This is a genomic window from Bradyrhizobium paxllaeri (genome assembly GCF_001693515.2).
GTDB lineage: Bacteria > Pseudomonadota > Alphaproteobacteria > Rhizobiales > Xanthobacteraceae > Bradyrhizobium > Bradyrhizobium paxllaeri.
The window spans coordinates 1,548,523-1,574,588 of sequence record NZ_CP042968.1; the positions used below are offsets into that span (position 1 = coordinate 1,548,523).

At 63.0% G+C, this 26,066-nt stretch carries 16 protein-coding genes; 4 read left to right on the forward strand and 12 right to left on the reverse strand.

The window, feature by feature from the left end; genetic code table 11:
- Window positions 1–30: 30 nt before the first annotated feature.
- Window positions 31–915, reverse strand: a complete 885-nt coding sequence (ku, locus tag LMTR21_RS07315; RefSeq protein ID WP_065752790.1) for a non-homologous end joining protein Ku — start codon at window positions 913–915, stop codon at window positions 31–33.
- 98 nt (window positions 916–1,013) lie between these two features.
- Here ku and ligD point away from each other — a divergent pair, with 98 nt between their 5' ends.
- Complete coding sequence (gene ligD, locus LMTR21_RS07320) at window positions 1,014–3,659, forward strand: DNA ligase D (protein ID WP_065752826.1); 2,646 nt, start codon at window positions 1,014–1,016, stop codon at window positions 3,657–3,659.
- A 92-nt stretch (window positions 3,660–3,751) separates the two neighbouring features.
- On the opposite strand, the gene LMTR21_RS07325 is transcribed toward ligD, so the two are convergent.
- Window positions 3,752–3,916 (reverse strand): DUF3309 family protein, encoded by a 165-nt coding sequence (locus tag LMTR21_RS07325; protein WP_065752791.1) that lies wholly within the window; start codon window positions 3,914–3,916, stop codon window positions 3,752–3,754.
- 163 nt (window positions 3,917–4,079) lie between these two features.
- Between LMTR21_RS07325 and LMTR21_RS07330 the strand changes: the two genes are divergently transcribed.
- Window positions 4,080–4,391, forward strand: coding sequence for a polyhydroxyalkanoic acid system family protein (locus tag LMTR21_RS07330; RefSeq protein ID WP_065752792.1), 312 nt, complete (start codon window positions 4,080–4,082; stop codon window positions 4,389–4,391).
- A gap of 4 nt (window positions 4,392–4,395) precedes the next feature.
- Here the strand turns inward: LMTR21_RS07330 and treY are convergent, their stop codons facing one another.
- From treY to treS, 5 genes are read right to left on the reverse strand one after another with little or no spacing between them, the layout of a single operon-like run.
- The gene (treY, locus tag LMTR21_RS07335) at window positions 4,396–7,185 is read right to left on the reverse strand and encodes a malto-oligosyltrehalose synthase (protein ID WP_065752793.1); all 2,790 of its coding nucleotides are present in this window, start codon (window positions 7,183–7,185) and stop codon (window positions 4,396–4,398) included.
- A 4-nt stretch (window positions 7,186–7,189) separates the two neighbouring features.
- Complete coding sequence (gene treZ / locus LMTR21_RS07340) at window positions 7,190–8,947, reverse strand: malto-oligosyltrehalose trehalohydrolase (RefSeq protein ID WP_065752794.1); 1,758 nt, start codon at window positions 8,945–8,947, stop codon at window positions 7,190–7,192.
- Complete coding sequence (gene glgX, locus LMTR21_RS07345) at window positions 8,944–11,019, reverse strand: glycogen debranching protein GlgX (RefSeq protein ID WP_065752795.1); 2,076 nt, start codon at window positions 11,017–11,019, stop codon at window positions 8,944–8,946. The genes treZ and glgX overlap by 4 nt, the downstream gene beginning before the upstream one ends.
- Before the next feature lie 3 nt (window positions 11,020–11,022).
- Window positions 11,023–13,170 carry a 1,4-alpha-glucan branching protein GlgB gene (gene glgB, locus LMTR21_RS07350; protein WP_065752796.1) on the reverse strand — a complete coding sequence of 716 codons (2,148 nt, stop codon included), beginning with the start codon at window positions 13,168–13,170 and terminating at the stop codon, window positions 11,023–11,025.
- A complete protein-coding gene (treS, locus tag LMTR21_RS07355; RefSeq protein WP_065752827.1) occupies window positions 13,167–16,445 on the reverse strand; it encodes a maltose alpha-D-glucosyltransferase in 3,279 nt (1,092 codons plus the stop codon). The genes glgB and treS overlap by 4 nt, the downstream gene beginning before the upstream one ends.
- Window positions 16,446–16,755: 310 nt before the next feature.
- Here treS and malQ point away from each other — a divergent pair, with 310 nt between their 5' ends.
- Window positions 16,756–18,702, forward strand: a complete 1,947-nt coding sequence (gene malQ, locus LMTR21_RS07360; protein ID WP_065752797.1) for a 4-alpha-glucanotransferase — start codon at window positions 16,756–16,758, stop codon at window positions 18,700–18,702.
- 78 nt (window positions 18,703–18,780) lie between these two features.
- Complete coding sequence (locus LMTR21_RS07365; RefSeq protein WP_065752798.1) at window positions 18,781–20,580, forward strand: glycoside hydrolase family 15 protein; 1,800 nt, start codon at window positions 18,781–18,783, stop codon at window positions 20,578–20,580.
- On the opposite strand, the gene LMTR21_RS07370 is transcribed toward LMTR21_RS07365, so the two are convergent.
- The 5 genes from LMTR21_RS07370 to zwf form a co-directional block, all read right to left on the reverse strand.
- The gene (locus tag LMTR21_RS07370; protein WP_065752799.1) at window positions 20,510–21,562 is read right to left on the reverse strand and encodes a helix-turn-helix domain-containing protein; all 1,053 of its coding nucleotides are present in this window, start codon (window positions 21,560–21,562) and stop codon (window positions 20,510–20,512) included. The two genes, LMTR21_RS07365 and LMTR21_RS07370, sit on opposite strands and share 71 nt — an antisense overlap.
- Before the next feature lie 915 nt (window positions 21,563–22,477).
- Window positions 22,478–23,281, reverse strand: coding sequence for a Cof-type HAD-IIB family hydrolase (locus LMTR21_RS07375; RefSeq protein ID WP_065752800.1), 804 nt, complete (start codon window positions 23,279–23,281; stop codon window positions 22,478–22,480).
- Entirely contained in the window at window positions 23,278–23,766 is a 489-nt protein-coding gene (locus tag LMTR21_RS07380) for a gluconokinase (protein ID WP_065752828.1), read from the reverse strand. Before LMTR21_RS07380 ends, LMTR21_RS07375 begins: the two co-directional genes overlap by 4 nt.
- 29 nt (window positions 23,767–23,795) lie before the next feature.
- Window positions 23,796–24,545 carry a 6-phosphogluconolactonase gene (gene pgl, locus LMTR21_RS07385; protein WP_065752801.1) on the reverse strand — a complete coding sequence of 250 codons (750 nt, stop codon included), beginning with the start codon at window positions 24,543–24,545 and terminating at the stop codon, window positions 23,796–23,798.
- A 3-nt stretch (window positions 24,546–24,548) separates the two neighbouring features.
- Window positions 24,549–26,060 (reverse strand): glucose-6-phosphate dehydrogenase, encoded by a 1,512-nt coding sequence (gene zwf / locus LMTR21_RS07390; RefSeq protein WP_065752802.1) that lies wholly within the window; start codon window positions 26,058–26,060, stop codon window positions 24,549–24,551.
- Window positions 26,061–26,066: the final 6 nt, after the last annotated feature.

A 26,066-nucleotide genomic window follows, 5' to 3' on the forward strand; every position in this document is an offset into this window, starting at 1 on the left:
TGTCGCGAGCTCCTCGCAATGACGGAGGAATCAGCCCGCCTTGCGGTGCCGGGCCGCGGACCGGTGCGCTCGCTTTGTCGTCCGGCGTGCCGGCGCACGCCGCGCCGTTGAGCCATGGCCGCGCCGCTTCGCCGCTGCCTTGCCCTTAAGGCTCGCCTTCAGCGCATCCATCAGGTTAATGACGTTGTCGGGCTTCTCCTCGGGCTCGGGTAGCTTGATTGTCTTGCCGGAAGCCTTGCGCCGCACCAGCGCCTTCAGCGCATCCTCATACTCGTCCTTGAATTTCGAGGGATCGAAATGCGAGGCCTTGGTCTGCAGGATATGGCCCGCGAGCTCGACCATGTCCTTTGTGATCTTCGGGGTCTTGATGTCCTCGAAGAAGTCGTCCTCGTCGCGCAGCTCGTAGGGATAGCGCAGCGTGGTGCCGAGCAGTCCCTTGCCGAGCGGCTCGATCGCCATGACGTGCTCGCGGTTGGTCAGCACGATGCGCGCCAGCGCCACCCGGTCCTCATCCTTCATGGCGTCGCGGATCACCGCGAAGGCGTCCACCGCGACCTTGCCGTCGGGGGCGAGATAGTAAGGGTGATTGTAGTAGCGCTTGTCGATTTCATCCCGCGGCACAAAGCTATCGATCTCGATGGTGTGATTGCTCTCGATCTGAACGGCTTCGAGTTCGTCCTTTTCGATCTCGACATAGCGGCCTTTCTTCAGCTCATAGCCGCGGCCCTTCTGGTCGCTTTCGACGACATCGCCGGTCTCGGCATCGATCATCTGCTGCTTCAGGCGGTTGCCGGTCTCCTTGTTGATCATGTGAAAACGGGTTTTCTCGACCGATGTCGAGGCCGGGTACAATACGACAGGGCATGACACCAAGGAGAGTTTCAGCGAGCCTTTCCAGTAGGCGCGGGGGGCCATTGCAATCTCCGGGCACGGGTTGGGTTTGGGAACTTCAACGGCTAGTATGGGGTTTCGTTCCTGCGTGACAGGGGCGGTCCTGATGGTCGAGGTTGGCCGTGGCGTTGAAGAAACTCAGCACGTACCGCAAGAAGCGCGATTTCGGCAAAACGGCGGAGCCCTCCGGCGACGTCAAGGTCGCGCCCGCCAAACATCGGCGTTTTGTGATCCAGAAGCATGATGCGACAAGACTGCATTACGATCTGCGGCTGGAGTTCGACGGCGTCTTCAAGTCCTGGGCGGTAACGCGCGGCCCCTCGCTCGATCCGCACGACAAGCGGCTTGCCGTGGAGGTCGAGGATCATCCGCTCGATTACGGCGACTTCGAAGGCACCATTCCAGACAGCGAATATGGCGGCGGCACCGTGCAGCTATGGGACCGTGGTTATTGGGAATCCGACGATCCCGATCGCGGCTTCAAGAAGGGCGACCTGAAATTCACCTTGCAGGGCGACAAGCTGCACGGAAGCTGGGTGCTGGTGCGAATGAAGGGCGACCGTTATGGCGGCAAGCGCACCAACTGGCTTCTGATCAAGCACCGTGACGAATACGCACGCGAAGGCGAGGCCAACGACATTCTGGAAGAGGATCGTTCCGTCGCTTCGGGGCGATCGATGGCGCAGATTGCCGAAGGCAAGGGCAGGGCGCCAAAGCCGTTCATGCTGGCCAAGGGCAAGACCAAAGCCGACGCGGTCTGGCATTCGAACCGTGGCGATGCGGCGGAGGCGCGCGCCAGGGGCAAAGCGGCGGCCTTGCGATCCAGTCTCGAAACAAGATCCCGCGCACCGGCGCAGAGCGCAAAACCGAAGAAGGTTTCCACGATGCCGGATTTCGTCGCGCCGCAACTCTGTGCCTCGGTCGAGCGGCCGCCGAACGCGGATGGCTGGTGTCATGAAGTCAAGTTCGATGGTTACCGCGTGCAATTGCGGATCGAGGATGGTGATGCCGCGTTGCTGACCCGGAAAGGGCTGGACTGGGCCGACAAATTCGGCGCCATTACGCGAGCGGCCAAGGCGTTACCCGATGCGTTGATCGACGGCGAGATCGTCGCGCTGGACCACAGCGGCGTGCCAAGTTTTTCCGCCTTGCAGGCGGCAATAGCGGACAACAAGACCGGCGACCTGATCTTCTTTGCCTTCGATCTGCTGTTTGCCGAGGGTGAGGATTTGCGTCAGTTGCCGCTGCGTGAGCGCAAGGAACGCTTGAAACGGCTGCTGGAGGAGCGGCGAAACGGAAAGGATAGACTGATCCGTTACGTCGATCATTTCGAGGAGCGCGGCGATGCCGTGCTGGAGTCGGCCAGGAAGCTGTCGCTGGAAGGTATCGTCTCCAAGAAGCTGGCCGCGCCGTATCGTTCGGGACGTTCCGAGAGCTGGACCAAGGCAAAGATCCGCGGCGGGCAGGAGGTCGTGCTCGGTGGCTGGAAAACCACTAACGGCAAATTCCGCTCGCTGATGGCCGGCGTCTATCGTGGCAACCATCTGGCTTTTGTCGGGCTGGTCGGCACCGGTTTCGGCCAGGATACGGTCCGCCGCATCATGCCGGCGCTGAAAGCGGCGGCATCGGACAAGAGCCCGTTCGGCGGCAAGGATGCGCCGAAGAAGACCCGCGATGTCCACTGGCTGAAGCCCGAACTGATTGCCGAGGTCGAGTTCGCCGGCTGGACCCATGGCGGCAACATCCGGCAGGCCGCGTTCAAGGGTCTGCGTCAGGACAAGCCGGCAAAGGAAGTACGCGCGGAGAGGCCTGCCATGACCCAAGTTGTAACGCCCGTCGCGCGATCGCCGAAAGCGTCGGCCAGATCTTCAGAGGTGCTGGGCGTTGCGATTTCCAAGCCCGACAAGGCGCTGTGGCCTGACGGCGGCGACGGCGAGGCCGTCACCAAGCTCGACCTCGCGCGATATTTCGAGGCGGTAGGCGAATGGATGATCGGCCATATCAGGGGAAGACCGTGCTCGGTGCTGCGTGCGCCCGATGGCATCAAGGGCGAGACCTTCTTTCAGCGCCACGCCATGCCGGGCGGTTCGAAGCTCCTCGAACTGGTGAAGGTCTCTGGCGACCGCAAGCCCTATCTGCAGATCGACCGGATCGAAGGGCTGGCCGCGGTGGCGCAACTCGGCGGGCTGGAGCTGCATCCCTGGAATTGCGCGCCCGGAGAACCCGATGTGCCGGGGCGGCTGGTGTTCGATCTCGATCCGGCGCCCAATGTCGAATTCCTGGATGTCATCGAGGCGGCGAAAGATATGCGCCAGCGACTGACCGCCGTCGGCCTCGAATGTTTCTGCAAGACCACCGGCGGCAAGGGGCTGCACGTGGTGACGCCGCTGCTCCATGGCGCGAGGGACAAGGTGACGTGGAAGGAAGCCAAGGCGTTCGCGCAAGGCATCTGCCAGTGGATGGCGAACGATGATCCCGAGCGCTATCTGCTCAACATGTCGAAGAAGCTGCGCAAGGGAAAGATCTTCCTCGATTATCTGCGCAACGACCGGATGTCGACCGCGGTTGCCGTGCTGTCGCCGCGTGCGCGCGACGGCGCTACCGTCTCGATGCCGTTGACGTGGACGCAGGTGCGCGACGATCTCGATCCGAAGAAGTACACGGTGCGCACCGTGCCCTCGCTGCTGGCGAAGACGAAGGCGTGGGACGGTTATGATGATGCGGCGGCGTCGATCAAGGCGTCGATGAAAAAGCTGGCTTCAATGTAGGGTGGGCAAAGCGAAGCGTGCCCACCATCCTGCGGCCAAAAAGAAAGGTGGGCACGGCTGCGCCTTTGCCCACCCCACGTACGGCGCTTTTCCTACAGCTTCCCAAGCAACAACAGGATCAACAGAATCACGATCACAAGGCCCAATCCTCCGCCACCGTAATATCCGGTGCCATAGAACGGACCGCCGCCGATGCCGCTGAATCCGCCGAGCAGGGCGATGATGAGAATGATCAGGATGATGGTGCCGATAGACATAAACCTCTCCTCAGCCCGAACGGGCGTTCTGCATGTTCTGCCCTTCACGGGGACCAACAACCGGGAGTCACCTAAGTTCCGTTTTGCACCGCCATAATGCGTGAGGCTCTTCCATTCGAAGCCTGTGCAATTACATGCGGTTAGATGAGAGAGGGATTTTGCGATGACCAAGCCGCTCGTGGTTTCCATTCCGCATAGTCTGGGACGCGAAGAGGCGATGCGCCGCCTTAAGTCCGGGCTTTCGCGCGCCGCGTCCGGCGTGCCGATGCTGAGCGTCGATGAGGAGCGCTGGGAAGATAACCGCATGATCTTCCGCGTGCGCGCCCTCGGGCAGGGCGCGGCGGGCCATGTCGACGTCGCCGACGATCATGTGCAGGTCGAAGTGGTGCTGCCATGGCTGTTGCAGCGCTTTGCCGAGGCCGCACAGGCCGCCATCCGCAGTCGGGGCCAGTTGTTGCTGACCAAGAAAAACTGATGCACTAGCCGCGGCTGCGCCGTGGAGACGGCTTTGCGGCGCCGGTGAACCTCGCTTTCAGCACGGCGACGGGCAGATGCGTGAGCAGGTCTGACAGGCGCAACTGCGCAGCGTCGGCATCGGCAAAACCTTCCGCCGCATAGCCGCCGACGTTCAGCACGGCGTCGTAATTTTCCGGACTTGGCCAATGCCTGCCGCTGTCGGTAAACGGCGCAAACCATCGCGTCACGACGACGATTGCCGCCTCCCGGCCTCGCCGCCGGGCGAAAGCAATGAAATGGTCGCGATGCAAGCCGCCCACCTCCAGAGGCTCGTAGTCGCCGTCCGTGAATACATCGGCGAGTTCAGTCCGCAGCTTGAGTAGATGCCGTGTCCAGGCCAGCTTCAGATGCCCGTTCGGCCAGTTCTCCGTCAGCCGACCCCAATCCCATTTCTCCAGCGCGGCGAGCCGGCCTGCGCGTTCGGCAAAATCGACCGGCCGCCGATTGTCCGGATCGACCAGTGAAAAATCCCACAGCTCCGTGCCCTGATAGATATCCGGTACGCCCGGCATCGCCACTTTCAGCGTGATCTGGCTGAGCGAGTTCAGCGCGCCCAGCAGCGATAATCGCTGCGCAAGCGATTGCAGGGAGCTTAGAAATTCACCCGAGAGCGATGGATCGAGAATTTTTGCGATGAAGTCTTTTACGCCGCCCTCGTAAGCCGCGTGCGGATTGAGCCAGCTCGTTTCCTGCTTGCCCTCGCGCGCCGCTTTCAGCGCATACTCCTGCATCCGTTCGAGGAGGGAAGCGTCGCCCGGCTGCCATGCGCCCAGCAATGCCTGATACAGCATGTATTCTGATGTCGCCGAGGGCGCGCGCAACTCGCCATCGACCAGAAGGTGCGGCGCGTTGAGCAATTTCCATCGTGCCACCGTGCTGGTCCATTCGCCCGGGATTTCGGCCAGCGCCATGATGCGCGCCCGCGCATCCTCGCCGCGCTTGGTGTCATGCGTCGCGGTCGCCGTCATCCCATGCGGCCACTCCCTGGCGCGGGTCCGCATCATGTCGTGAAATTCGCCGGCCGTAAGCGCCTTTGCGGCCGGGTCGCCGCCGACCTCGTTGAGGGCCAGCAGGCGGTGGTAGCGATAGAACGTCGTGTCCTCCAGCGACTTCGCCATCATCGGGCCGGTGAATTGCTGCACCTTCAAGGCGAAGCGCCTGACGCGTGGCGCGCTGTGGTGCGCCCGCCCGGGGTTGATCAGATCCATCGTCAGCGTGTCGCGGAGAAAGTCGAAGATGCCGTCGTCGGCGGCAAACCAGTCGCTGCGCGCCCGCTCGATCGCGCCTGATATCAACTGGCGATCATGCACGGACGGGCCTGACGGTGCCAGATAGGTCCGATAGACCGGAAAGTGCAGCACGTAGAGTTCGAGCGCCTGCCGCAGGCTGTCGGCGGAATAGTCGCGGGTAGAGTAATGTCCGCTGGCAATCCGCGCCAACAGCCGCGTCAGCACCGTGAACTCGCTGGCCAGCAGCGTTTCCAATACGCGGCGTTTGGCCTCCCGCAGGATGGGTTCGAGCTTGGGCGACTGGTTGCTGATCTGCCGCCAGATCTCGTCGAGCGGCTCCAGGCCGTTTCCGTCGATCAGCACCTGGGTGATCGCGTTCATCCATTCATAGCCGGTGGTGCCGTGAACCCCGGCGAAGGCCGGCAGCTTCTCGTGCTCGCCGAGGATCTTCTCGATCACCACGTAGAAGGGCCGTGACTGGCCGCCATGCGCCTCGCGAACCAGCCGGCGCAGGCGCTGGAAATACTGCACGGGATCGCGCAGGCCGTCGATGTGATCGAGCCGCAGGCCATGCAGCTTTCCCTCGGCAATCAGCTTCTTGACCAGGCGATGGATCGCCTCGAACGTGGCGGCATCCTCGACGCGCAGGCCTGCCAACGTGTTGATGTCGAAGAAGCGCCGGTAGTTGATGTCGCTGGAAGCGAGCCGCCAGTGGCCGAGCTTGTAGTGCTGGCGTTCGAGCAGATGATGCAGCGCCAGTGTGGCAGCGCCGCGATCCGGTCCGGCGCGATAGGCTGCAAGGCCCTGCGCGATGATCTCGGCGGCTCCCGCGATGCCCTTCAGTTCGGCCTTGAAGCCAGGCGCTTCCTTGCGGTTGGGACGCCGCGGTCCCTGGTAGCGCAGCGCCAGCGCAAGCATGGCCTTGCCGGGCGCGCTTTCTTCCGCATCCGCTTCCTTGAGGATCATGCGCAGGATTTCGCCGTAACGTTCCGGCGCGATCGGCAGCCGATGCTCGAAATACCAGGCCGAGAAACTGCCTTCGCTCGCGTCATAGCGCAGCTCGATCTCGCCGCTTTCCAGTGCCTGGCCATACGACGAGCCGATGATCGGCAGCAGAACGCCGCCACGGGCGCGGTAAGGCAGTTGCTCCCAGTCGATGTCGAAGGATATGGCGTGCGGCGAGGCGGGACCCCACTCCAGCACGTCGAGCCACCAGGGATTGTCGTCAAAATGCACGCCGACATGGTTAGGCACGAAGTCGAGGATCAGCCCGAGATCGTGTTGCCGCAGCACCGCGCTCAGCCGCTCGAAGCCGGCTTCGCCGCCGAGTTCGGGATTGAACCGGGCGTGGTCGGTGACGTCGTAGCCATGCGTGCTGCCCTTGCGGGCGCGCATGAAGGGCGAGGCATAGAGATGGGTGATCCCAAGGGCCTTCAGGTAAGGCACCACCGAAGCGGCAGCGTCGAAATCGAAATCCGCCGACAATTGCAGGCGGTAGGTCGCGATCGGGATCGCCGGAGGCATTTTCCTATCCGATGCGCCAGAGCACCGTCCATGGCGGGACGCTGTCGCCCAACTCGCTGCCCCAGATCAGGGTTCCCGCCGGTCTGCCGGGCGCATGGCTGATGGTCTGGTCCGACAGGTTGGCGGCAAGGCGGAGCGCGGCGCCGTCGCCCATGCGCCAGTTGGCCGTCAGTAGCCCGTTGTCTGCTGCCTCGGCCTTCCCGAAGGCTGCGCCGGCCAGGCGCGGCACGATCTCCTGCCGTCGTATCAGCAACAGTTCTCGCACCATGGTCAGGCGTTTCTGTCCGGCCGGCGCGTTGCGGCCGTCCCAGTCGAGGATGGCGGAATCGCGGGTCGATGCCGCAAGCGCGTCGGGGACCTCGTCGCCATATTCCGCATAGGCCCACGCCAGTTCGACGCGGCGACCCTTCCGGACCGCGTCGGCAAGCTCGCCGCCGAAATCACAGAAGAACGGGAAGGGGACCGTGGAGCCCCATTCCTCACCCATGAACAGCATGGGAATGTGAGGTGCGATCAGCAGCACCGAAAGCGCCGCTTCGATCATCCGCGGGTCGGCGTTGCCTTCGAGCCGGTCGCCGAGCGCGCGGTTGCCGATCTGGTCGTGGTTCTGCACGAAGTTGATGAAGGCCGTTGGCGTCAGATGGCCGCTCGGCTCGCCGCGCTTGCCGCGACGGAACGCCGACATCTCACCCTGATAGACGAAGCCCGACGACAGCGCGCGGGCGATGTCCGATAACGGCGCGCGCTGATAGTCGGCGTAATAGCCCTGCTTCTCGCCGGTCATCAGCACGCGCCAGGCGTGATGATAATCATCGTTCCACTGCGCGCGATACTTCCCGTGCGGCGGGCCTTCCGCGGCGTCCAGAATGCTGGCGCGGTTGTCGCCGTTTTCCAGCACGAGATGAATGTGCCGGCCGGTCTCGGTTGCGAGCTTGCCCGCGGCGGCGCTGATATCATGCAGCAGCGATAGCCCGCCCGGCTCGACGATGGAGTTGACGGCGTCGAGCCGCAGCCCGTCGAAACGATAGTCGCGCAGCCAGTGCAGTGCATTTTCGATCGCAAAGGCGCGGACCGGCGCTACACGATAATCGATCGCGCTTCCCCACGGGGTATGTGCATCCGTGAAGAAGGATGGCGCATAACGGCCGAGATAATTTCCTTCGGGGCCGAAATGGTTATAGACGACGTCGAGCATCACCATCAGCCCGCGCTGATGCGCTTCGTCGATCAGCGCCTTGAGATCGTCGGGCCGCCCATAGGCGCTGTCCGGCGCATACCACAGCACGCCGTCATAGCCCCAGTTGCGCGTGCCTGCGAAATCCGCCAGCGGCATCAATTCCAGCGCGGTGATGCCGGTCTCGACGAGATGATCGAGCCGGTCGATCATCGCGCGATAGCTGCCTTCCTTGGTGAAGGTGCCGACATGGGCCTCGACGATGACAGCCTCCTGCCACGGCCGGCCGCGCCAGTTTTGGGCACGCCACGGATAGGCTGCATGATCGATGATCTCGCTCGGGCCAAAGACGTCATCGGGTTGAAACTCTGATGCCGGGTCCGGCACGTCGATCTCGTCATCGATGCGGAATTTGTAGCGCGCGCCAGCCTTGACGCCGGCAATGTCGGCCGTGAACCAGCCGTCCTCGCCACGCCGCATCGCGTGAGGTTGCTCGAGCATCACCTCGACGCGTTTCGCCGCTGGCGCCCACAGTCGAAAGCGCGTGCCGTAATTGGTCAGAAAAGGGCCGAACTGGCGGTCATTCATGCCGCGCCTGCAAAGGCAAGCACCGACCGCGGCGGCGCGCTGGTCTCTGTGCCGGAAGCGAACTCGGCAAAGCTCTGCACGGTTTCGGTCGTGTTCAGCACCTGCTGCCAGTTCTTGATTTCGGACATCTGCGGCAATTTGAAACCGATCTCTTCAGGCGCGGCGTTCAGCACGATAAAGATCGGCGGCTGGCCTTGTTCCAAGGGCCCCAGCACGTAGGCGAGGAATCGTCCCTCCGGAAAATTCCAGTCGGATTCCTGCATTTCCTCGGCCGCCGGTGTCAGCCACAGCACACCATAGGTGCCATCCTTGCGTCGCCCGGAAAGCCAGCGCTGGTAGCGCAGTTGCGGGAAGCGCCGGCGTAGCGCGGTCATGTGACCGACGAAATCGGTGAGGTCTTCGCCCACCTTGCCGAGATTGTCCCAGGTAACCCAGCCAATCTCATTGTCCTGGCAATAGGCGTTGTTGTTGCCGTTCTGCGAATTGCCGACCTCGTCGCCGGCCAGCATCAGCGGCGTTCCCTGCGCGAGGAACAGGCAGGCAAACTGATTCTTGCGGAGTTGCCGGCGCAGCGCTGTTATCCCGGCGTCGGTGGTCGGGCCCTCATGGCCCCAATTGTTGCTGTTGTTGTCGTTGGAGCCGTCGCGATTGTCCTCGCCGTTGGCTTCGTTGTGCTTCTCGTTGTAGCTGAACAGGTCGGCCAGCGTGAAACCGTCATGGACGGTGATGTGATTGATGCTGGCGCGCGCCGCGCGATTGTCGTGACGGAACAGGTCGGATGAGGCGGTCATGCGGCTCGATACTTCGCCGATCAGGCTGCCTTCGCCGCTCCAGTAACGCCGCATCGCGCCGCGATAGCGATCGTTCCATTCCGACCATTGCGAGGGAAACGCGCCGACCTGATAGCCGCCGAGGCCAAGATCCCACGGCTCGGCGACGAGCTTGACGGTGGCCAGCACCGGGTCCTGCCGCACGGCGGTGAGGAAGGAGGAATTGCGGTCAAAACCGTTCGGCCCGCGCGCCAGCGTGGTGGCGAGGTCGAAGCGGAAGCCGTCGACATGACAGACCTCGACCCAGTAGCGCAGCGAATCCATCACCATCTGCAGCACGCGCGGATGGGTGAGGTTGACGGAGCTGCCGCAGCCGGTGAAATCGTCATAGTAGCGCGGATGCTCTTTGTTGAGCCAGTAATAGGACGCGTTGTCGATGCCGCGGAAGCACAGCGTCGGGCCGAGATGGTTGCCCTCGGCGGTGTGGTTGTAGACGACATCGAGCATCACCTCGATGCCGGCGTCGTGCAGCCGCGCCACCGTGGTTCTGAAAGCATCGAGCGCATTGTCCTGCGCATAGCGCGGCTCCGGCGCGAAGAATGCCAGCGTGTTGTAGCCCCAGTAGTTCGCCAGCTTGCGTTCCACCAGCACCCGGTCGTCGATCAGCCCGTGGATCGGCAACAGCTCGATGGTGGTGACACCAAGTCGCTTGAGATGGTCGATCATCGCCGGCGAGCACAGTCCGCCATAGGTGCCACGCCAGGCCGGCGCCACGTCGTTGCGCTTTTGTGTCAGACCCTTGACGTGGGCCTCGTAGATGATGGTGTCTTCCCAGGCGATGTTCGGCCGGATCTCGCGGCGGCCCCAGTTGAAGGTCTCGTCGACCACGACCGCCTTCGGCATGCCGCGCGCATTGTCGCGGCGGTCGAAGGAGAGATCCTCGCGCGCGCTTCCCGTGCGATAGCCGAAATGCGCGTCGCTCCACACCAGGCGGCCGGCGAGCCGCTTGGCATAGGGATCGAGCAGGAGCTTGTTGGCGTTGAAGCGGTGCCCGCGCTCGGGCGCGTAGGCGCCGTGGACGCGGTAGCCGTAGAGCTGCCCGGGCGAGACGTCGTTGAGATAGCCGTGCCAGACGTCCTCGTTGCGCTCCGGCAGTTCGATCCGCTCGAGTTCGCGGCGGCCCTGGGCGTCGAACAGGCAAAGCTCGACCTTCTCCGCATTGGCCGAGAACAACGCAAAGTTGGTGCCCCTTCCGTCCCAGCTTGCACCTAAGCGGGCGGGACTTCCCGCGGACAATCGCATGCGTCAGCTTTCCGGTACGAGAAAGATCGCGGCCAACGGCGGAATGGTGAGGCTGAGTTCGGGGATGCTGCCATCCAGGGTGTGGACTTCGCCGACATTGCCGACATTGCTGCCGCCATAATGCGCGGCGTCGGAATTCAGCACTTCCTTCCACTTGCCAGCGAACGGCACCCGGACGCGGTAATTTTGATAGACGTTCGGCGAGAAGTTGACGACCACGAGACAGCGCGCATGCGCGTCGAAACCCTTGCGCAGCCAGGCAAAGATATTGTTGCCGGAATCATGGGTAATGACCCATTCGAATCCAGCCTGGTTGCAATCCATCTCGTGCAGCGCCGGCACGGCGCGATAGAGCCGGTTGAGATCGCGGATCAGGTTCTGGATGCCAGCGTGCCGGTGTTGCCCCAGCAGGTGCCAGTCCAGCGACTGATCGTGATTCCACTCGCGCTCCTGGCCGAACTCGCAGCCCATGAACAGGAGCTTCTTGCCGGGATGGCCGAACATGAAGCTGTAATAGGCGCGTAAGTTGGCAAACCGCTGCCACTCGTCGCCCGGCATGCGGCCGAGGATCGAGCGTTTGCCGTGCACGACCTCGTCATGCGACAGCGGCAGGATGAAGTTTTCCGAAAACGCGTAATGCAGGCCGAACAGCACATCGCCGTGATGGTGCTTCCGGTACACCGGATCCTTGCCGATATATTTCAGCGTGTCGTGCATCCAGCCCATGTTCCACTTGAAGCCGAAGCCGAGCCCGCCATATTCGACCGGCTGCGAGACCTGCGGCCATGCGGTGGATTCTTCCGCCGCCGTGGTGGCTTCCGGAAAATGCCCGAACACCTCGATGTTGAAGCGGCGCAGGAATTCGATGGCTTCGAGGTTTTCCCGCCCGCCATGCCGGTTCGGAATCCACTCGCCCGCAGGCCGGCTGTAGTCGAGATAGAGCATCGAGGCGACGGCATCGACACGCAGGCCGTCGACGCCATAGCGATCGAGCCAGAACAGCGCGTTGGAAACCAGGAAATTGACCACTTCGGTGCGGCCGTAATTGTAGATCAACGTACCCCAGTCGAGGTGGCGACCCTGCATCGGATTGGCATGCTCGTAGAGCGCGGTGCCGTCGAAATAGCCGAGACCATGCGGATCATCGGGAAAATGTCCGGGCACCCAGTCGAGCCATACGCCGAGCCCCTCGCGATGGCAGGCATCGACGAGGGCGGAGAAATCCTCCGGCGTGCCGAACCGGCTGGTCGGCGCATACAGGCCGGTCGGCTGATAGCCCCATGAGCCGTCGAACGGATGCTCGCTGACGGGCAGGAATTCGATATGGGTAAAGCCCATGTCCTTTGCGTAGGCCGGAAGCTGCTCGGCGAGATCGCGATAGCTCAGCCATTCGTTGCCGTTCTTGCGCCGCCACGAACCGAGATGCACCTCGTAGATCGAGATCGGCGCTTCCAGCGCGTTGATGCCCGATGGCGCCGAGCGCGGATGCGGAATCTTGCTTTCGTCGACGACGATCGAGGCCGTCGAAGGCCGGATCTCCGCCGCAAACGCCACCGGATCGGATTTCAGCGGCAGGCGCCGTCCGTCCCGGTCGGTGATGTCGAACTTGTAGCGGTCGCCGGCGCGGGCATGGGGCACGAACAATTCCCAATAGCCGACGCCGCGCACACGCATCGGATGCCGCCTGGCATTCCAGTAGTTGAAATCGCCGACCACGCTGACGGCCTTGGCGTTCGGCGCCAGCACCACGAACGCGACGCCTTCGACGCCATCCAGCCGCATCGGATGCGCGCCGAGCTTGTCGTAGATCCGCCGGTGGGTGCCTTCGCCCAGCAGATAGAGATCGAAGTCGCTGAGCACGGGCGGGAAGCGGTAGGGATCATCGAGATCGACGACGTTCTCGCCGAAGCGGGCGCGGAGCTGGTAACGCTTCGATCCGTTCGGCAGCGCGCCCGCGAACAGTCCGGCATCGTGAATGCGCTGCAGCGGTGCGGTCTCGCCATGCTCGCCGATCGCCTCCACGTTGGAGGCTTCGGGGATGAACGCGCGCACCACGCTTTGGCCGCCCTCGCTGTGCAGACCGAGATAGCGGAACGGATCGGAATGCTTGCCTTCGATGATCGCATAGGCCTCGGCGGATAGCTTGGTCATGCGGCCTCGAATGGTGATTGCGACAACGTTCGGATGATTCCGGTCAGGGGCATGCGTAGCCAGTCCGGTCGATACAACAGCTCGTGTTCGATTTCGTTCAAAGCCTTCTCGAGCAGGAAGAAGTTCAATATGCGCTCGGCAGCTCTGGGATCGTTCGGCCACAACCGTTGATCGGTCATGGCTTCGCTGTAGGCGGCGAAAAATGCCACGGTCGCCCGGTCGCGCCACTCGCCAAGCGCCGCACCCAGCTTGCCATGCTCATCGTTGGCCACTTTGAGCGCGCGCTCAAGGGCGGAAGTTGCCGAATAATCGATCGAGCGGATCAGGCTGGCGACATCGCGCGCCGCGGGCACCTTGCGCCGGCGTTCGGCAATCGTGCGCCGCGGCGTGCCTTCGAAGTCGACGATGAAGATGTCGTCCTTGACGATCAGCAACTGGCTGAGATCGAGGTCGCCATGGCAGCGGATGTTGGCGGCGTCGAACTCGCGCGGCAGCAGCGTTTCGAGGCGATCGCGCAGGGCCGGCTGCAACGCCAGCACCTGGTCGGCCAGCGCCCGGTCGGCGGCGTCTTTCAGCGTTTCGCGCCGCTGCCTGAGCAAATCGAAGACGTGTCCGGCGCACAGTGCCAAATCGTCGATCCAGCGCTGTACGTCGTCGCGGCCGGTCGGCTCCGGCGCGAATTCGGCGAGCTCGCTATTGCTGGCGAGCGCGACATGCAGCTCGGCGACGCGCCGCCCGGCCTGCGCGATATAACGCAGATAGGGGATTTCTTCCTCGCGCTCGCCGGGGTGGATGCTCTCCGCCAGCAGCCGCTGCTCCTCGACGAAACGATCGAGATAGGCAGCACTCACGGCCCATAGATCGCCCTGATTGGCGACGAAGGCGTGAACGACACCGACCGCGCTCTTCTCGTTGCCCTCGACCAATTCGGCGCTGCCGAGCAGCACCGGTGCGTTGGGAAAATTGGCGACGTCGGTCAGGAAGCGCCCCATCTCGATCTCGGGATTGGGGCCGGGCTGAAGCGTTCGGTAGATCTTGACGACGTAGTCGTTGTCTACCAGCGCGGTGCTGCGGGGCAGATCGGACTCGACGGTGCGGATGTGCTCGGGCTGCCGGATCGGCTTGTCGCCGAAGCGGCTGGTCGGGCGGAATTCGAGTTGCAGGCCCTGTTCGCTCTCGTCGACCGTCAGCGATTGCTGCAGGTTGCGCAAGAACAGCGAGATGAAGATCTGGTCGGTGGCGACGTCGAGCAAGGTACCCTCGCGGGCACCTTGTCGGACGGCGGCCAGCGCATGCGGATTGTAGCGCTCGCGGTCGAAGCGTACCCATTCGATCTGCATCGGCAACACGTAACGCGTCGTGATGCTGCGCTCCGTGGTTTCGAAGAAAGCGAGCCACGGTCGGTTGTCGCCGATGTCGCAGAACGGTATCGCCGACGTCAGCGCCGGACGGATCGCTTTCTCTGACCGTTCGGGATACCAGCGGCTGCGCGCCAGATGTCCCGGAAGCACATCGCGCTCGAACACGCCGCGTTCGCGCGCCAGCGACACCCAGGTCGCGTTCAGCGGCACCACCAGCGTTTCGAACTCGGGCACTGCGCGCTGCGGCACCGGCGCCGATTTGTCGCGCTCCTGCAGTTCGAACCAGTAGAAGCCGTAAGGCGCGAGCGTGATCATGTAGGGCAACTCGCCGATCGCGGGGAAGCGGGTGCGGCCGAGCATTTCCAGCGGGATGCGGTCCTTGAAGGCGGAGAGATCCAGCTCGGTCGCCTGCGCCGACCGCGACAGGTTGGCGACGCACAGGATGACCTCGTCGCCGTACTGACGCACATAGCACAGCACCGCGCGGTTCTCCGGGCGAATGAACGTCATGGTGCCGCGGCCGAAGGCCAGCGTCGACTTGCGGACCGCGATCAGCCGCTTGGTGGCGGAGAGCAGCGAGGACAGGCTGCGCGACTGCGCTTCGACATTGACCGATTCATAGCCGTAGACCGGGTCCATGATGGTCGGTGCATAGAGCCGCGCGGGGTCGGCGCGGGAGAAACCGCCATTGCGGTCCGGCGTCCATTGCATCGGGGTGCGCACGCCGTTGCGGTCGCCGAGATAGATGTTGTCGCCCATGCCGATCTCGTCGCCGTAATAGATGATCGGCGTGCCCGGGAATGAGAACAGCAGCGAGTTCATCAGCTCGATCTTGCGCCGATCGTTGTCCATCAGCGGCGCCAGCCGCCGGCGGATGCCGACATTGATGCGGGCGCGAGGATCGTTGGCGTACGTCGACCACAGGTAATCGCGCTCGACGTCGGTGACCATTTCCAGCGTCAGCTCGTCATGGTTGCGCAGGAACAGCGCCCATTGGCAGTTGCCCGGAATATCCGGCGTCTGGCGCAGGATGTCGGTGATCGGAAAACGGTCTTCCTGCGCGATCGCCATGTAGATGCGCGGCATCAGCGGGAAGTGATAGGCCATGTGGCATTCGTCGCCGCGTCCGAAATATTCCTGCACGTCCTCCGGCCATTGATTGGCCTCGGCCAGCAACACCTTGCCTTTTGCATAGGCATCTAGCTCGCTGCGCAGCCGCTTGATGATGATATGCGTCTCCGGCAGGTTTTCGTTGTTGGTACCGTCGCGCTCGCACAGATAGGGAATGGCGTCGAGCCGGAAGCCGTCCACGCCGGTATCGAGCCAGCGCTTCATCACCTGCACCAGCGCGCTGACCACGCGCGGGTTGTCGAAATTGAGGTCCGGCTGGTGCGAGAAGAAGCGGTGCCAGTAGAACTGGCCGGCTTCCGGGTCCCAGGTCCAGTTCGACTTCTCGGTATCGGTGAAGATGATCCGGGTGCCCAGATATTTCTGGTCGGTGTCGCTCCAGACATACCAGTTGCGAGCGCTGGAATTCGGGTCCGAGCGGCGGGCGCGCTTGAACCAGTCGTGCTGGTCGGACGTGTGGTTGATGACGAGCTCGGTGATGACCCGCAAGCCCCGCTTCTTGGCTTCCTGGATGAAGCGCCTGAAATCCTTCATCGTCCCGAAATCGGGATTGATGTCGCCGTAGTCGGCGATGTCGTAGCCGTCGTCACGGCCGGGCGAAGGGTAGAACGGCAACAGCCACAGCGTGGTGACGCCGAGATCCTGCAGGTACCCCAGCTTCTCGGTCAGCCCGGCAAAGTCGCCGATGCCGTCGTTGTTGCTGTCGGCGAAGGCCTTGACGTGGAGCTGGTAGATGATCGCATCCTTGTACCAGAGTTCGTCGGCCACGGGGTCGGCGGCTGGCATCTCCTTTGCTTCGAGCAACAGGTCCTTATCCAGCGGATAGGCGCCATCGATAGGGAGGGAGACGCCGGAATGAGAGCTTTCGGCGGTTTGCGCTTTTTTGTTCACGGTGATGCCATTAGCCATGGAAATGACGTCCCCGTTTCGTTTGAAGAAAGGGAGACGTTCCGGACATAGATAAAAAGCCGCTCGGCTCGCTTTGGTTCCAGTGGAACCGTTGAGGGGTCCGAGCGTTAGACACGGTCTATCTCCTTCCCGTAATTGGACAATTTCGCGACATCGGTTTGATGTTTGCGTGCAAAGTACGTGCCGAATGGACCTTTTTGCTCAAGCCAAAGCCCTGGGGATTCAAACCGAGTTCCTGGATGGTCAGGGTCACCGCCGTGTGACGGACGCCGCCGCGCTCAAAATAATTCTGGATGCCCTGCCACCGCAGGCGCCGGGGCCACTGGTCGGCCACCCCGTGGTGGTCCGGTCCGGGCGGCCGTCGCGAACCGAACTCCCGAAGGCCAGGCTCCCGGTGGACTGGAAAATCGTTGCGGATTCGGGAGTTATTGCCAAGGGCGAGAGTTCGGACCACGCCATCGACTGGCCGAAGGACCTGCCGCTCGGCATCTATCGGCTGCAGGTGAGGGATACCGCAACGACCGAGGACGTGCCGCTGATTTCGGCGCCGGAACGGGCGTTTGGCGGCGAGTTCGACCGCTGCTGGCTGCTCGCGGTCCAGCTTTATAGCGTGCGCTCGGCCCGCAACTGGGGCATGGGTGACTTCACCGACCTCGCCAACCTGATCGAACTCGCCGATCAGCTCGGCGCCGATGGTGTCGGCCTCAATCCGTTGCATGCATTGTTCGACGATCGCCCGGGCGATTGCAGCCCGTATTCGCCGAACAGCCGGCTGTTTCTCAACGCGCTCTATATCGACGTTGAAAAGCTTCCCGAATTTCAGCCCGATTCCGAAATCCGCGAGGCGCTGGCATCGTTGCGGGGAGGCGATGTCGTCGATTACGTCGGCGTCGCTGGGTTGAAGTGGCGCGCGCTTCGCGCCGCCTTCGCCGCTTTCAAGTCCGCTCCCAAGCCGGGGCGCCAACAGGATTTTGACAAATTCCGCACCGAGCGCGGCACGTTGCTGTCGCACTTTGCCTGCTTCGAGGTGCTCCGGCACAAGTTCGGCAAGCCATGGTGGGAATGGCCGGAAGAATGGCAGCAGCCGGACGATATCAGATGCGCCGCCTTGCGCCAGGGTGAGGACGCCGGCGAAATCGGATTCGTCGAATTCGTGCAATGGACCGCCGACCGGCAACTCGGCGCGGCCAACGATCTGGCCAAAAAGCTCGGCATGAAGGTCGGGCTCTATCTCGACGTCGCGGTCGGCGTGCAGGCCGACGGGTTCGACGCCTGGAACGAGCAGGTCGCAATATCGCGCCACCTCGGCGTCGGCGCACCGCCCGATCCGCTCAACACCGCCGGCCAGAGCTGGGGCCTTGCCGGCTTCAATGCGGTCGGGCTCGAGCAGCAGTCGTTTGCCCCGTATCGCGACATGCTACGCGCCTCGATGCGGCATGCCGGCGCGATCCGGCTCGATCACGTTCTCGGGCTGAAGCGGCTCTATCTGGTGCCGCAAGGCTTTACCGCGCGCGACGGCGTCTATGTGCAAATGCCGTTCGAGGCGCTGCTGGCGGTGACCGCGCAGGAAAGCGTGGCGCAACGCTGCGTCGTGATCGGCGAAGACCTCGGCACGGTGCCGGAAGGATTTCGCGACCAGATCGCCGATTGGGGCATCTGGTCATATCTTGTGATGATGTTCGAGCGCGACGACCACGGATCGTTCCGCAACATCGATCATTATTTGACCAACGCGCTCGTCACCTTCAACACCCATGATCTCTCGACCTATGCCGGCTGGCGCTCGTTCGGCGATCTCAAGCTGAAGCGCTCGCTCGGGATCGATCCCGGCGAGAGCGACGAGGCGCGCTGGCACGCGCTTGCCATGCTGGACGACGTGCTGCGGCATCACGCCATCGATCGCAACGATCTCTATTCGGTTGCGAGTTTCCTGGCGCGTACCAAATCACGGCTGCTCGCGGTCTCGCTGGAGGATCTGCTCGGCGTGGTCGATCAGCCCAACATTCCCGGCACCGTCAACGAGCATCCGAACTGGCGGCGGCGGCTTCCGGTGACAATTGAGGAAATGACGTCCACGGTCGACGTCGCCGCGCTCAAGGCGGCAACCCATGAGCGGTCGCGCGCCGCGATCTGAAGAGATCATGCACGAGCAGGAAGGCAGAGCGGGATGATGACTGGAAGAAATGCCATCCCGCTCTGGTGGTGAATCACCGTGCCGTGCCCGATCGAAGATTATGGGCTGATCGGCGATTGCGAAACCGCGGCGCTGGTCGGCCGTGACGGGTCGATCGATTGGCTGTGCTGGCCGGCATTCGATTCCGATGCCTGCTTTGCGGCTATTCTCGGCACGCACAAGCACGGCCGCTGGCTGATCGCGCCGGCGGGGGAGGTCACCGGCACCTCCCGCCGCTATTGGGGCGACACCCTGATCCTGGAGACACGGTTCGAGACGGCTGATGGTACAGTCGACCTGATCGACTTCATGCCGCCGCGCGGTAACGCCTCCGATGTGGTGCGGCTGGTGCGCGGCGTTCGCGGCCGGGTCAGGATGCACATGCAACTGGTGATCCGCTTCGGTTTCGGCGTCGACATTCCCTGGGTCAAGAAAAGCGAGGATGGCTCCGCGCTGCTCGCAATCTGCGGGCAGGACATGACGGTGTTGCGGACGCCGGTGGAAACCCGCGGCGAGGACCTGACGACGGTCGCCGATTTCGAAGTGGGCGAGGGCGACACCGTTCCCTTCGTCCTCACCTACGGCCCCTCGCATCTTCCTGTGCCCAAGCCGATCGATCCTGCTTACGCCTTGCAGGACACCGAAACGTTCTGGACCGAATGGTGCAGCCGTTGCACTTTTGAAGGCGAATACCGCGATCTCGTGATGCGTTCGCTGATCACGCTGAAGGCGCAGACCTATGCGCCGACCGGCGGCATTGTCGCCGCGCCAACGACGTCGCTGCCGGAGCAGCTCGGGGGACAGCGCAACTGGGACTACCGCTTCTGCTGGCTGCGTGACGCCACCTTCACGCTGCTGGCACTGATGAACTCGGGCTATACCGAGGAGGCTTCCGCCTGGCACCGCTGGCTGTTGCGGGCGGCGGCAGGTTCTCCCGCCAACATGCAGATCATGTACGGTATCATGGGGCAGCGACGCCTGCTGGAATGGGAGGCCACCTGGCTGCCCGGCTATGAGGGTGCAAGGCCGGTTCGGGTCGGCAACGCCGCGCATGCGCAGTTGCAGCTCGATGTCTACGGCGAATTGATCGACGCGTTTCACCAGTGGCGCGTGGCCAAGCTCGAAATGGATGAAACCAGCTGGGCGATGGAGTGCGCCGTGCTGCAGCACCTTGCCGAAGTATGGCACAAGCCCGACCACGGCATCTGGGAGCGCCGTGGCGCCGGAAAGCACTATGTCTCGTCCAAGGTGATGACCTGGGTCGCGTTCGACCGCGGCATCAAGAGCGCCGAGACGTTCGGCTTCAAGGCGCCGCTGGAGAAGTGGTGCAAGTTGCGCGATACCATTCATCGCGACGTCTGCACCAAGGGTTTTGATCCTGAAATGAACGCTTTCGTCGAGTTCTACGGCTCAAAGATGCTCGATGCCTCCATTCTGTTGCTGCCGTCGGTGGGTTTCCTGCCGTCGGACGATCCCCGCGTGCGTGGGACGCTTGCCGCGGTCGAACATCATCTGATGCGCGACGGTTTCGTGCTGCGGCACGATCCCCGTGAAGTGGAGAAGCAGCCGGCCGAAGGCGCATTCCTCGCCTGCACGCTGTGGCTCGCCGACGCCTATGTGCTGGCCGGGGAGCTTGACAAGGCGCAGGAGCTGTTTGCCCGCGTGGTCGCGATCGCCAACGATCTCGGCCTCTTGGCGGAGGAATACGATCCGACCGCTCGCCGCCAGACCGGCAATTTCCCGCAGGCGCTGACGCACATCGCGCTGATCAACACCGCGCATAATCTCTGCGCGGCAAAGACGCCGACCGAGAAGCCGGCAGTGCAGCGTTCGAAGTAGCGGCAGGCTCCGCCAGCCGCCGGCTCCTGCCGGGATAGCGCTTGCCGAACGTCTCGGACGGATACTCGTCGAACAGGGTGCGGTAATAGCCGGAAAATCTTCCGAGATTGAGAAAGCCATGTTGCAGGGCGATTTCCGCGATCGTCGTCGTGGCGGGATCGGAATCGCGGAGCGCGGAATGAATGTCGCATAGCCGCTTGCGTTGAAGAAAGGTGACCGGACCGATGCCGAGCACCTCGTCGAACGCCCGATGAAGGCTGCGGCGGGATACGCCGCACTCGGCGCAAATCTCGGAAATATGCACGGGCCGGGACCCGGCGGTTTCGATATATTGCTCGGCCCTTTGCGTTACACGTGTCGCCGATGGGATCATCTCCGTCATGCCGGATGATTGCGAATGTTGGACGGTCGCCGTGACGACATCGATGATCGTGCGTCGCCAGAACTCGACGGCCTTCGGCGAGATGCGAGCGTTCGGATCGGCCAGTCGCGACACGATCTCGCGCAGTTTTGCAATGGCTCTCCCGCCGATACGCGGGTCCGCGCGATAGCAATCTTTTCGGTTCCAGTTCGTCGGATCACCCATCCGGTTCTCGCGGCCGAAAACGCCGGCCACGTCGGACAGGTCGAGCCGGAGGGCTGCATATGATGCGGCGCCGTGGAATCGCCCATCATGGTCGACGCCGGGCGGAATCACGAGAACGTCCCCTGGGTCCATATCGTACGACCAGTGCGTGACACGATTCTCTGCACCAAGCAGCATGCCGACGATGAGCTTGGGATCGGACGATGTCCGTTGTGTCCGAAGTCCGACGGAGAAAGATCCGACGCTGAGAGAGAAGTCGCCGGCGCCAATATGGGTCAGCAGGCCGCGAAACCGGCCGCGCTGAAGCTGCATCACATCGACATGCGAGCCGTGGACGGCGTTGCGAAAGCCTTCGAAACCATCCACGCGAGACGTAATGACCGTCAAGTCATCCATCGGCAAAGTCCGCTGTTTCGCTGCTTGAACAGAATGCGTCTGAATCTGCTTGCAGCCGTGTGTTGCGCTAGAACTCAGCCTTCATGCATTTCCACGAACACTATGCGACATCCGCCGAGGCAGACAACTCAATTTATGAGCGAGCAAGACATGGCCGATTTCTGCCCGGCGCGAAGCTTTGATTTGAATTATCGGACAAGCCTTCACGCTGGTCGAATGAGCAACGATTGCGCTGCAGGGTTTCCAGGGGATGTGAGGCGTCGGAAGATTTGGCACGAGCCGTACATTACAGCGTGGTCTATTTCGGTTATGGCATCTGCTGCGCTGGCAAGGGAAACAGAGACTTATCGATCGTATGATCGAGTCAGGGCGGAGCAGGGATTCATGGGGCACTTGGACCGGAACGATCCTGAGGGAGCTTTCAGCCACGACGTGTCCGGATAATCACGTTGACGTGCATTCGGATATGGCGATGCGTTCATGCCCGGCGGCGTGCATATGGCCAGCGTGCGGCGCAGTGATTTTCCACGTCATAGTGAAGACGGTTGCGAACACGCCTCCCGGGCGACGGCAGAAGCCGTCGAGCTTCAGCGTCGATTAGGTCCTGTCGGAGATGTCGAATGCGCATGGCGGTTGAAGACCGAGCAACGCCGGTCGGCGGAAATACCGGCCGGCGGTCGACAATCATACCGGAGGGAGCGACAAGCCCACTGAGGTTGTTGGAAGTCGCGCGAGCCGCCGCCCGTTCGCCGAGGCAGGCTCGGGCTGGGGGGCCTGCCTTCATGGGAGGAGGAGGCGCTCGGACACCGGCTCGCGCTTGCCGATTGTGCCCGCCGACAGGACCGGATTCGTCGCCGGAAGACTTTGACAAGTCCTCGATTTATCCTTCAGGCGGCCTTGATACGCCGGATCGGCCTATCCAAGCCGCAGTACCGTATCGATGGCGGCCGCAAACCCGTCGTGCTCGTTGCTGTCGGAGACATGCGTCGTGCGCTGCTTGATGCTGTCGGCCGCGTTGCCCATCGCAAACGAAACGCCGCTCCTGGCAAACATCGGCAGGTCGTTTTCCATGTCGCCGATGGTCGCGACCGCTGCGGGCGAAATGCCGAGGCGCCTGATCATGGCGTCCACGAAGGTGCCTTTGTCGTGGCCGGGCGGCGTGACGTCGAGATAGTAGGTCTGCGAACGCACCGCGGTCGCCTCAAGACCCACCGCCTCCCTCATGGCCACTTCGCAACGCTGCAGCAGCGCCGGGTCCGAACTGGCGCCGACGATCTTGCAGGCCTCCGCAAGATGCGGCGTGAAGTCGGTGACGATGGTCGGGTCGGCCTTGATGGCTCGTTTCTCGTGCGGGACATACTCGCCGTCGGGATTGCGCGTGTACCAACGTTCGTTGCTGAACAGCCAGATATCGACGCCGAACGCATTGAGCACGTCGAGGCTGCGCTGCGCCACTGCAGGCGGAATCAGGTGCTGCTCGATCGGCTTGAGCCTGTTATCGACGATCGAGCTGCCGTTGAAGGCGCCGATCGGAAGCGTGATCGAAAGCGGATCGATCAGAAAACCCATGCCGATGGTCGGCCGGCTCGAGACGATGGTGAAGCCGACGCCGGCCGCATGCAGCTTGCGCACGGCAGCCTTTGCGCCCTCGGTCAGGATCTTGTCGTGCGTCAACAGGGTGCCGTCGACGTCGGAAACAACGAGTGCGATTCGGGTCATTGGGAAACCAGGTTCAATTGATTGACGATGTCGTCGACGATTGCCTCGACCGGGGCATCGATCGATACCTTGATCGGATGCTCGTCGGTATCAGGCGGCTCCAACGTTCTGAACTGGCTGGCGAGCAGGCCCGGCGGCATGAAATGTCCCTTGCGGGCCGCAAGCCGTTCCGCGATCAGCTCCTGCGTTCCCTGGAGAAAGACGATTCTGACATCGTCGCGCCCGTGCACGAGAACGTCGCGATAGGCGCGCTTCAGCGCCGAGCAGGCGATCACGGCGTGCTCGCCGAACGCTGCGAGCCGGTCGATCTCGTCGGCGATCGCCTTGAGCCACGGCCAGCGGTCTTCGTCGGTCAGCGGATGGCCGGCGCTCATCTTCGCAACATTGGCCGGCGGGTGAAAGCGGTCGCCGTCCTCGTAGCGCCAGCCGAGGCGTTTGGCGAGATGATCGGCGATGGTGCTCTTGCCCGAGCCGGAAACGCCCATCACCACCAGCGCGCAAAGAGTCCTGTCGCTCAACCAAAATCCTCCGGAAGCGCGTCCCGGTCGACCAGCCAGATCGTCTCGCCGGTGGATCGCGCGCGGTTGGCGGGCAGGTTCTCGCCTGCGAACAACCGCGTCAAGATCGCGCGCTTGGCTCCGCCTGCAACCTCGAACAACATTTCGCGGCAGGAGGCAAGGGTGAGCAGCGTAAGCGTGATCCGCGGGACGAATGGTTCGACATTCGCCTTGGGCACGCCGACGACCCAGCGCACGGTCTCGTCGAGCGCGGGATCGCCGGGAAACAGCGACGCGGTATGGCCGTCGGGACCTATGCCCATCAACACGAGATCGAACAGGGGGTAGGCTGGATCGAGCATGTCTGCGCCATAGAACGATCGCAGCTCCTGTTCGTAGAGCGCGGCGCATCGGTCGGGGTCGGCCGGGTCGGCGGTCGCCGTTGGAATCGGATGGATATTGGCCGCCGGCGCGCATCGGTCCAGGAAGGCCGCTCGCGCCATGCCCATGTTATTGAGCGGGTCGTCCGCCGGCACGAAGCGCTCGTCGCCGATGAACCAGTGCACGCGCTGCCATGGAATCCGGCTTCGATACGCATCGGTCGCCAGCAACTGATAGAGCTGCTTCGGGCTTGATCCGCCGGTCAGGCAAATCGCCACGCGGCCGTTGTTGGCGGCTATTCGGGCGAGAAGGCGTTCGGCGGCGGCCTTTGCGAGTTCGGCCGGATCGGCGACCGCAACGACATGGCGATTGTCTTCCGCCGTCATCGCTCAGCCCAGTTTCCGCCAGCTACGGCCGTCGCGTTCAAGCAGATCGTTGGCTTCCTCCGGCCCTTCGCTGCCCGGCTCGTAAACCTTCAATCCCTTGCCGCCGGCCTTCTTCCAGGCATCGAGGAACGGCTGCACGGCCTGCCAGCCGGCCTCGACGCTGTCGGCACGCTGAAACAGGATATTGTCGCCGATCATGCAGTCATAGATCAGCGTCTCGTAGCCGGTAGAAGGTTCGGCCTTGAAGTAATCCTTGTAGCGGAACTTCATCTCGACGCCGTCGATGTTGATGTTCGGCCCCGGCACTTTGGTGTTGAATTGCAGCGCGATGCCTTCGGTCGGCTCGGTCGAGATGATGAGGTAGTTCTGCGACAGCCGGTCCACCGGCGTGTCGCGGAACATCGCGAACGGCGCCTGCTTGAACTTGATGGCGATTTCGGTGCGCTTGACGCCGAGCGCTTTGCCGGTGCGGAGATAGAACGGCACGCCGGCCCAGCGCCAATTGTCGATGGTCAGCTTCAGCGCGGCATAGGTCTCGGTGGTGCTGCCAGGCGCTACGTCGGGGGTCTTGCGATAGTCGTCGATTTCGACATCGCCAATCCTGCCGCCCCGATACTGGCCGCGCACGGAATTTTGCAGCGCCTCCTGCTCGGTCTGGGTCTGGATCGCGGAAAGCACTTCGGCCTTTTCGGAGCGCACCGAATGGGCGTCGAATTTCACCGGCGGCTCCATCGTGACGAGCGACAGCAGCTGGAACAGATGGTTCGGCACCATGTCGCGCAGGGCGCCGGTCGCGTCGTAAAAGCTGCCGCGGTGCCCGACGCCGAGTTTTTCGTCGACGGTGATCTGGATGTGGTCGATATGGTTGCGGTTCCAGATCGGCTCGAACATGCCATTGGCAAAGCGCAGCACCAGGATGTTCTGCACCGTCTCCTTGCCCAGGTAATGATCGATCCGATAGATCTGGTGCTCTTCAACCAGTTTGAGCAATTCGCTGTTGAGCGCTTTTGCCGAAGCGAGGTCGGTGCCGAACGGCTTTTCGACCACCAGCCGCCGCCATGCGCCATTCTCCGCCAGCATGCCGGTGCGGCCGAGCTCACGGCTGATCGGCAGGAACGCGTTCGGCGGCGTCGCCAGATAGAACAGGCGGTTGCCGCCGGTTTGACGAGCGGCCTCCAATGCGTCGAGCTGTCGGCTCATGGCATCGAACGTTTCAGGCTCTTTCGGATCGGCCTCGATGCAGGTGACGCATGCAAGAAGGCGCTCGGCGATCGCATCGTCGACGGCGCGGGTGGCGAACTGGCGCAGGCCTTTCATCAGGTTGTGGCGCAGTTGATCGCTGGTCATCCCCTTGCGGGCGATGCCGACCACGCAGAATTTGTCCGGCAGGAGATCGGCGGCCGCGAGGTTATAGAGCGCGGGGATCACCAGCCGGTGCGCGAGGTCCCCGGTGACGCCGAAGATGACGAAGGAGCAGGGATCTGGCCGTTGCCGTGCTGCTTTACCGACAGCCATGACAGC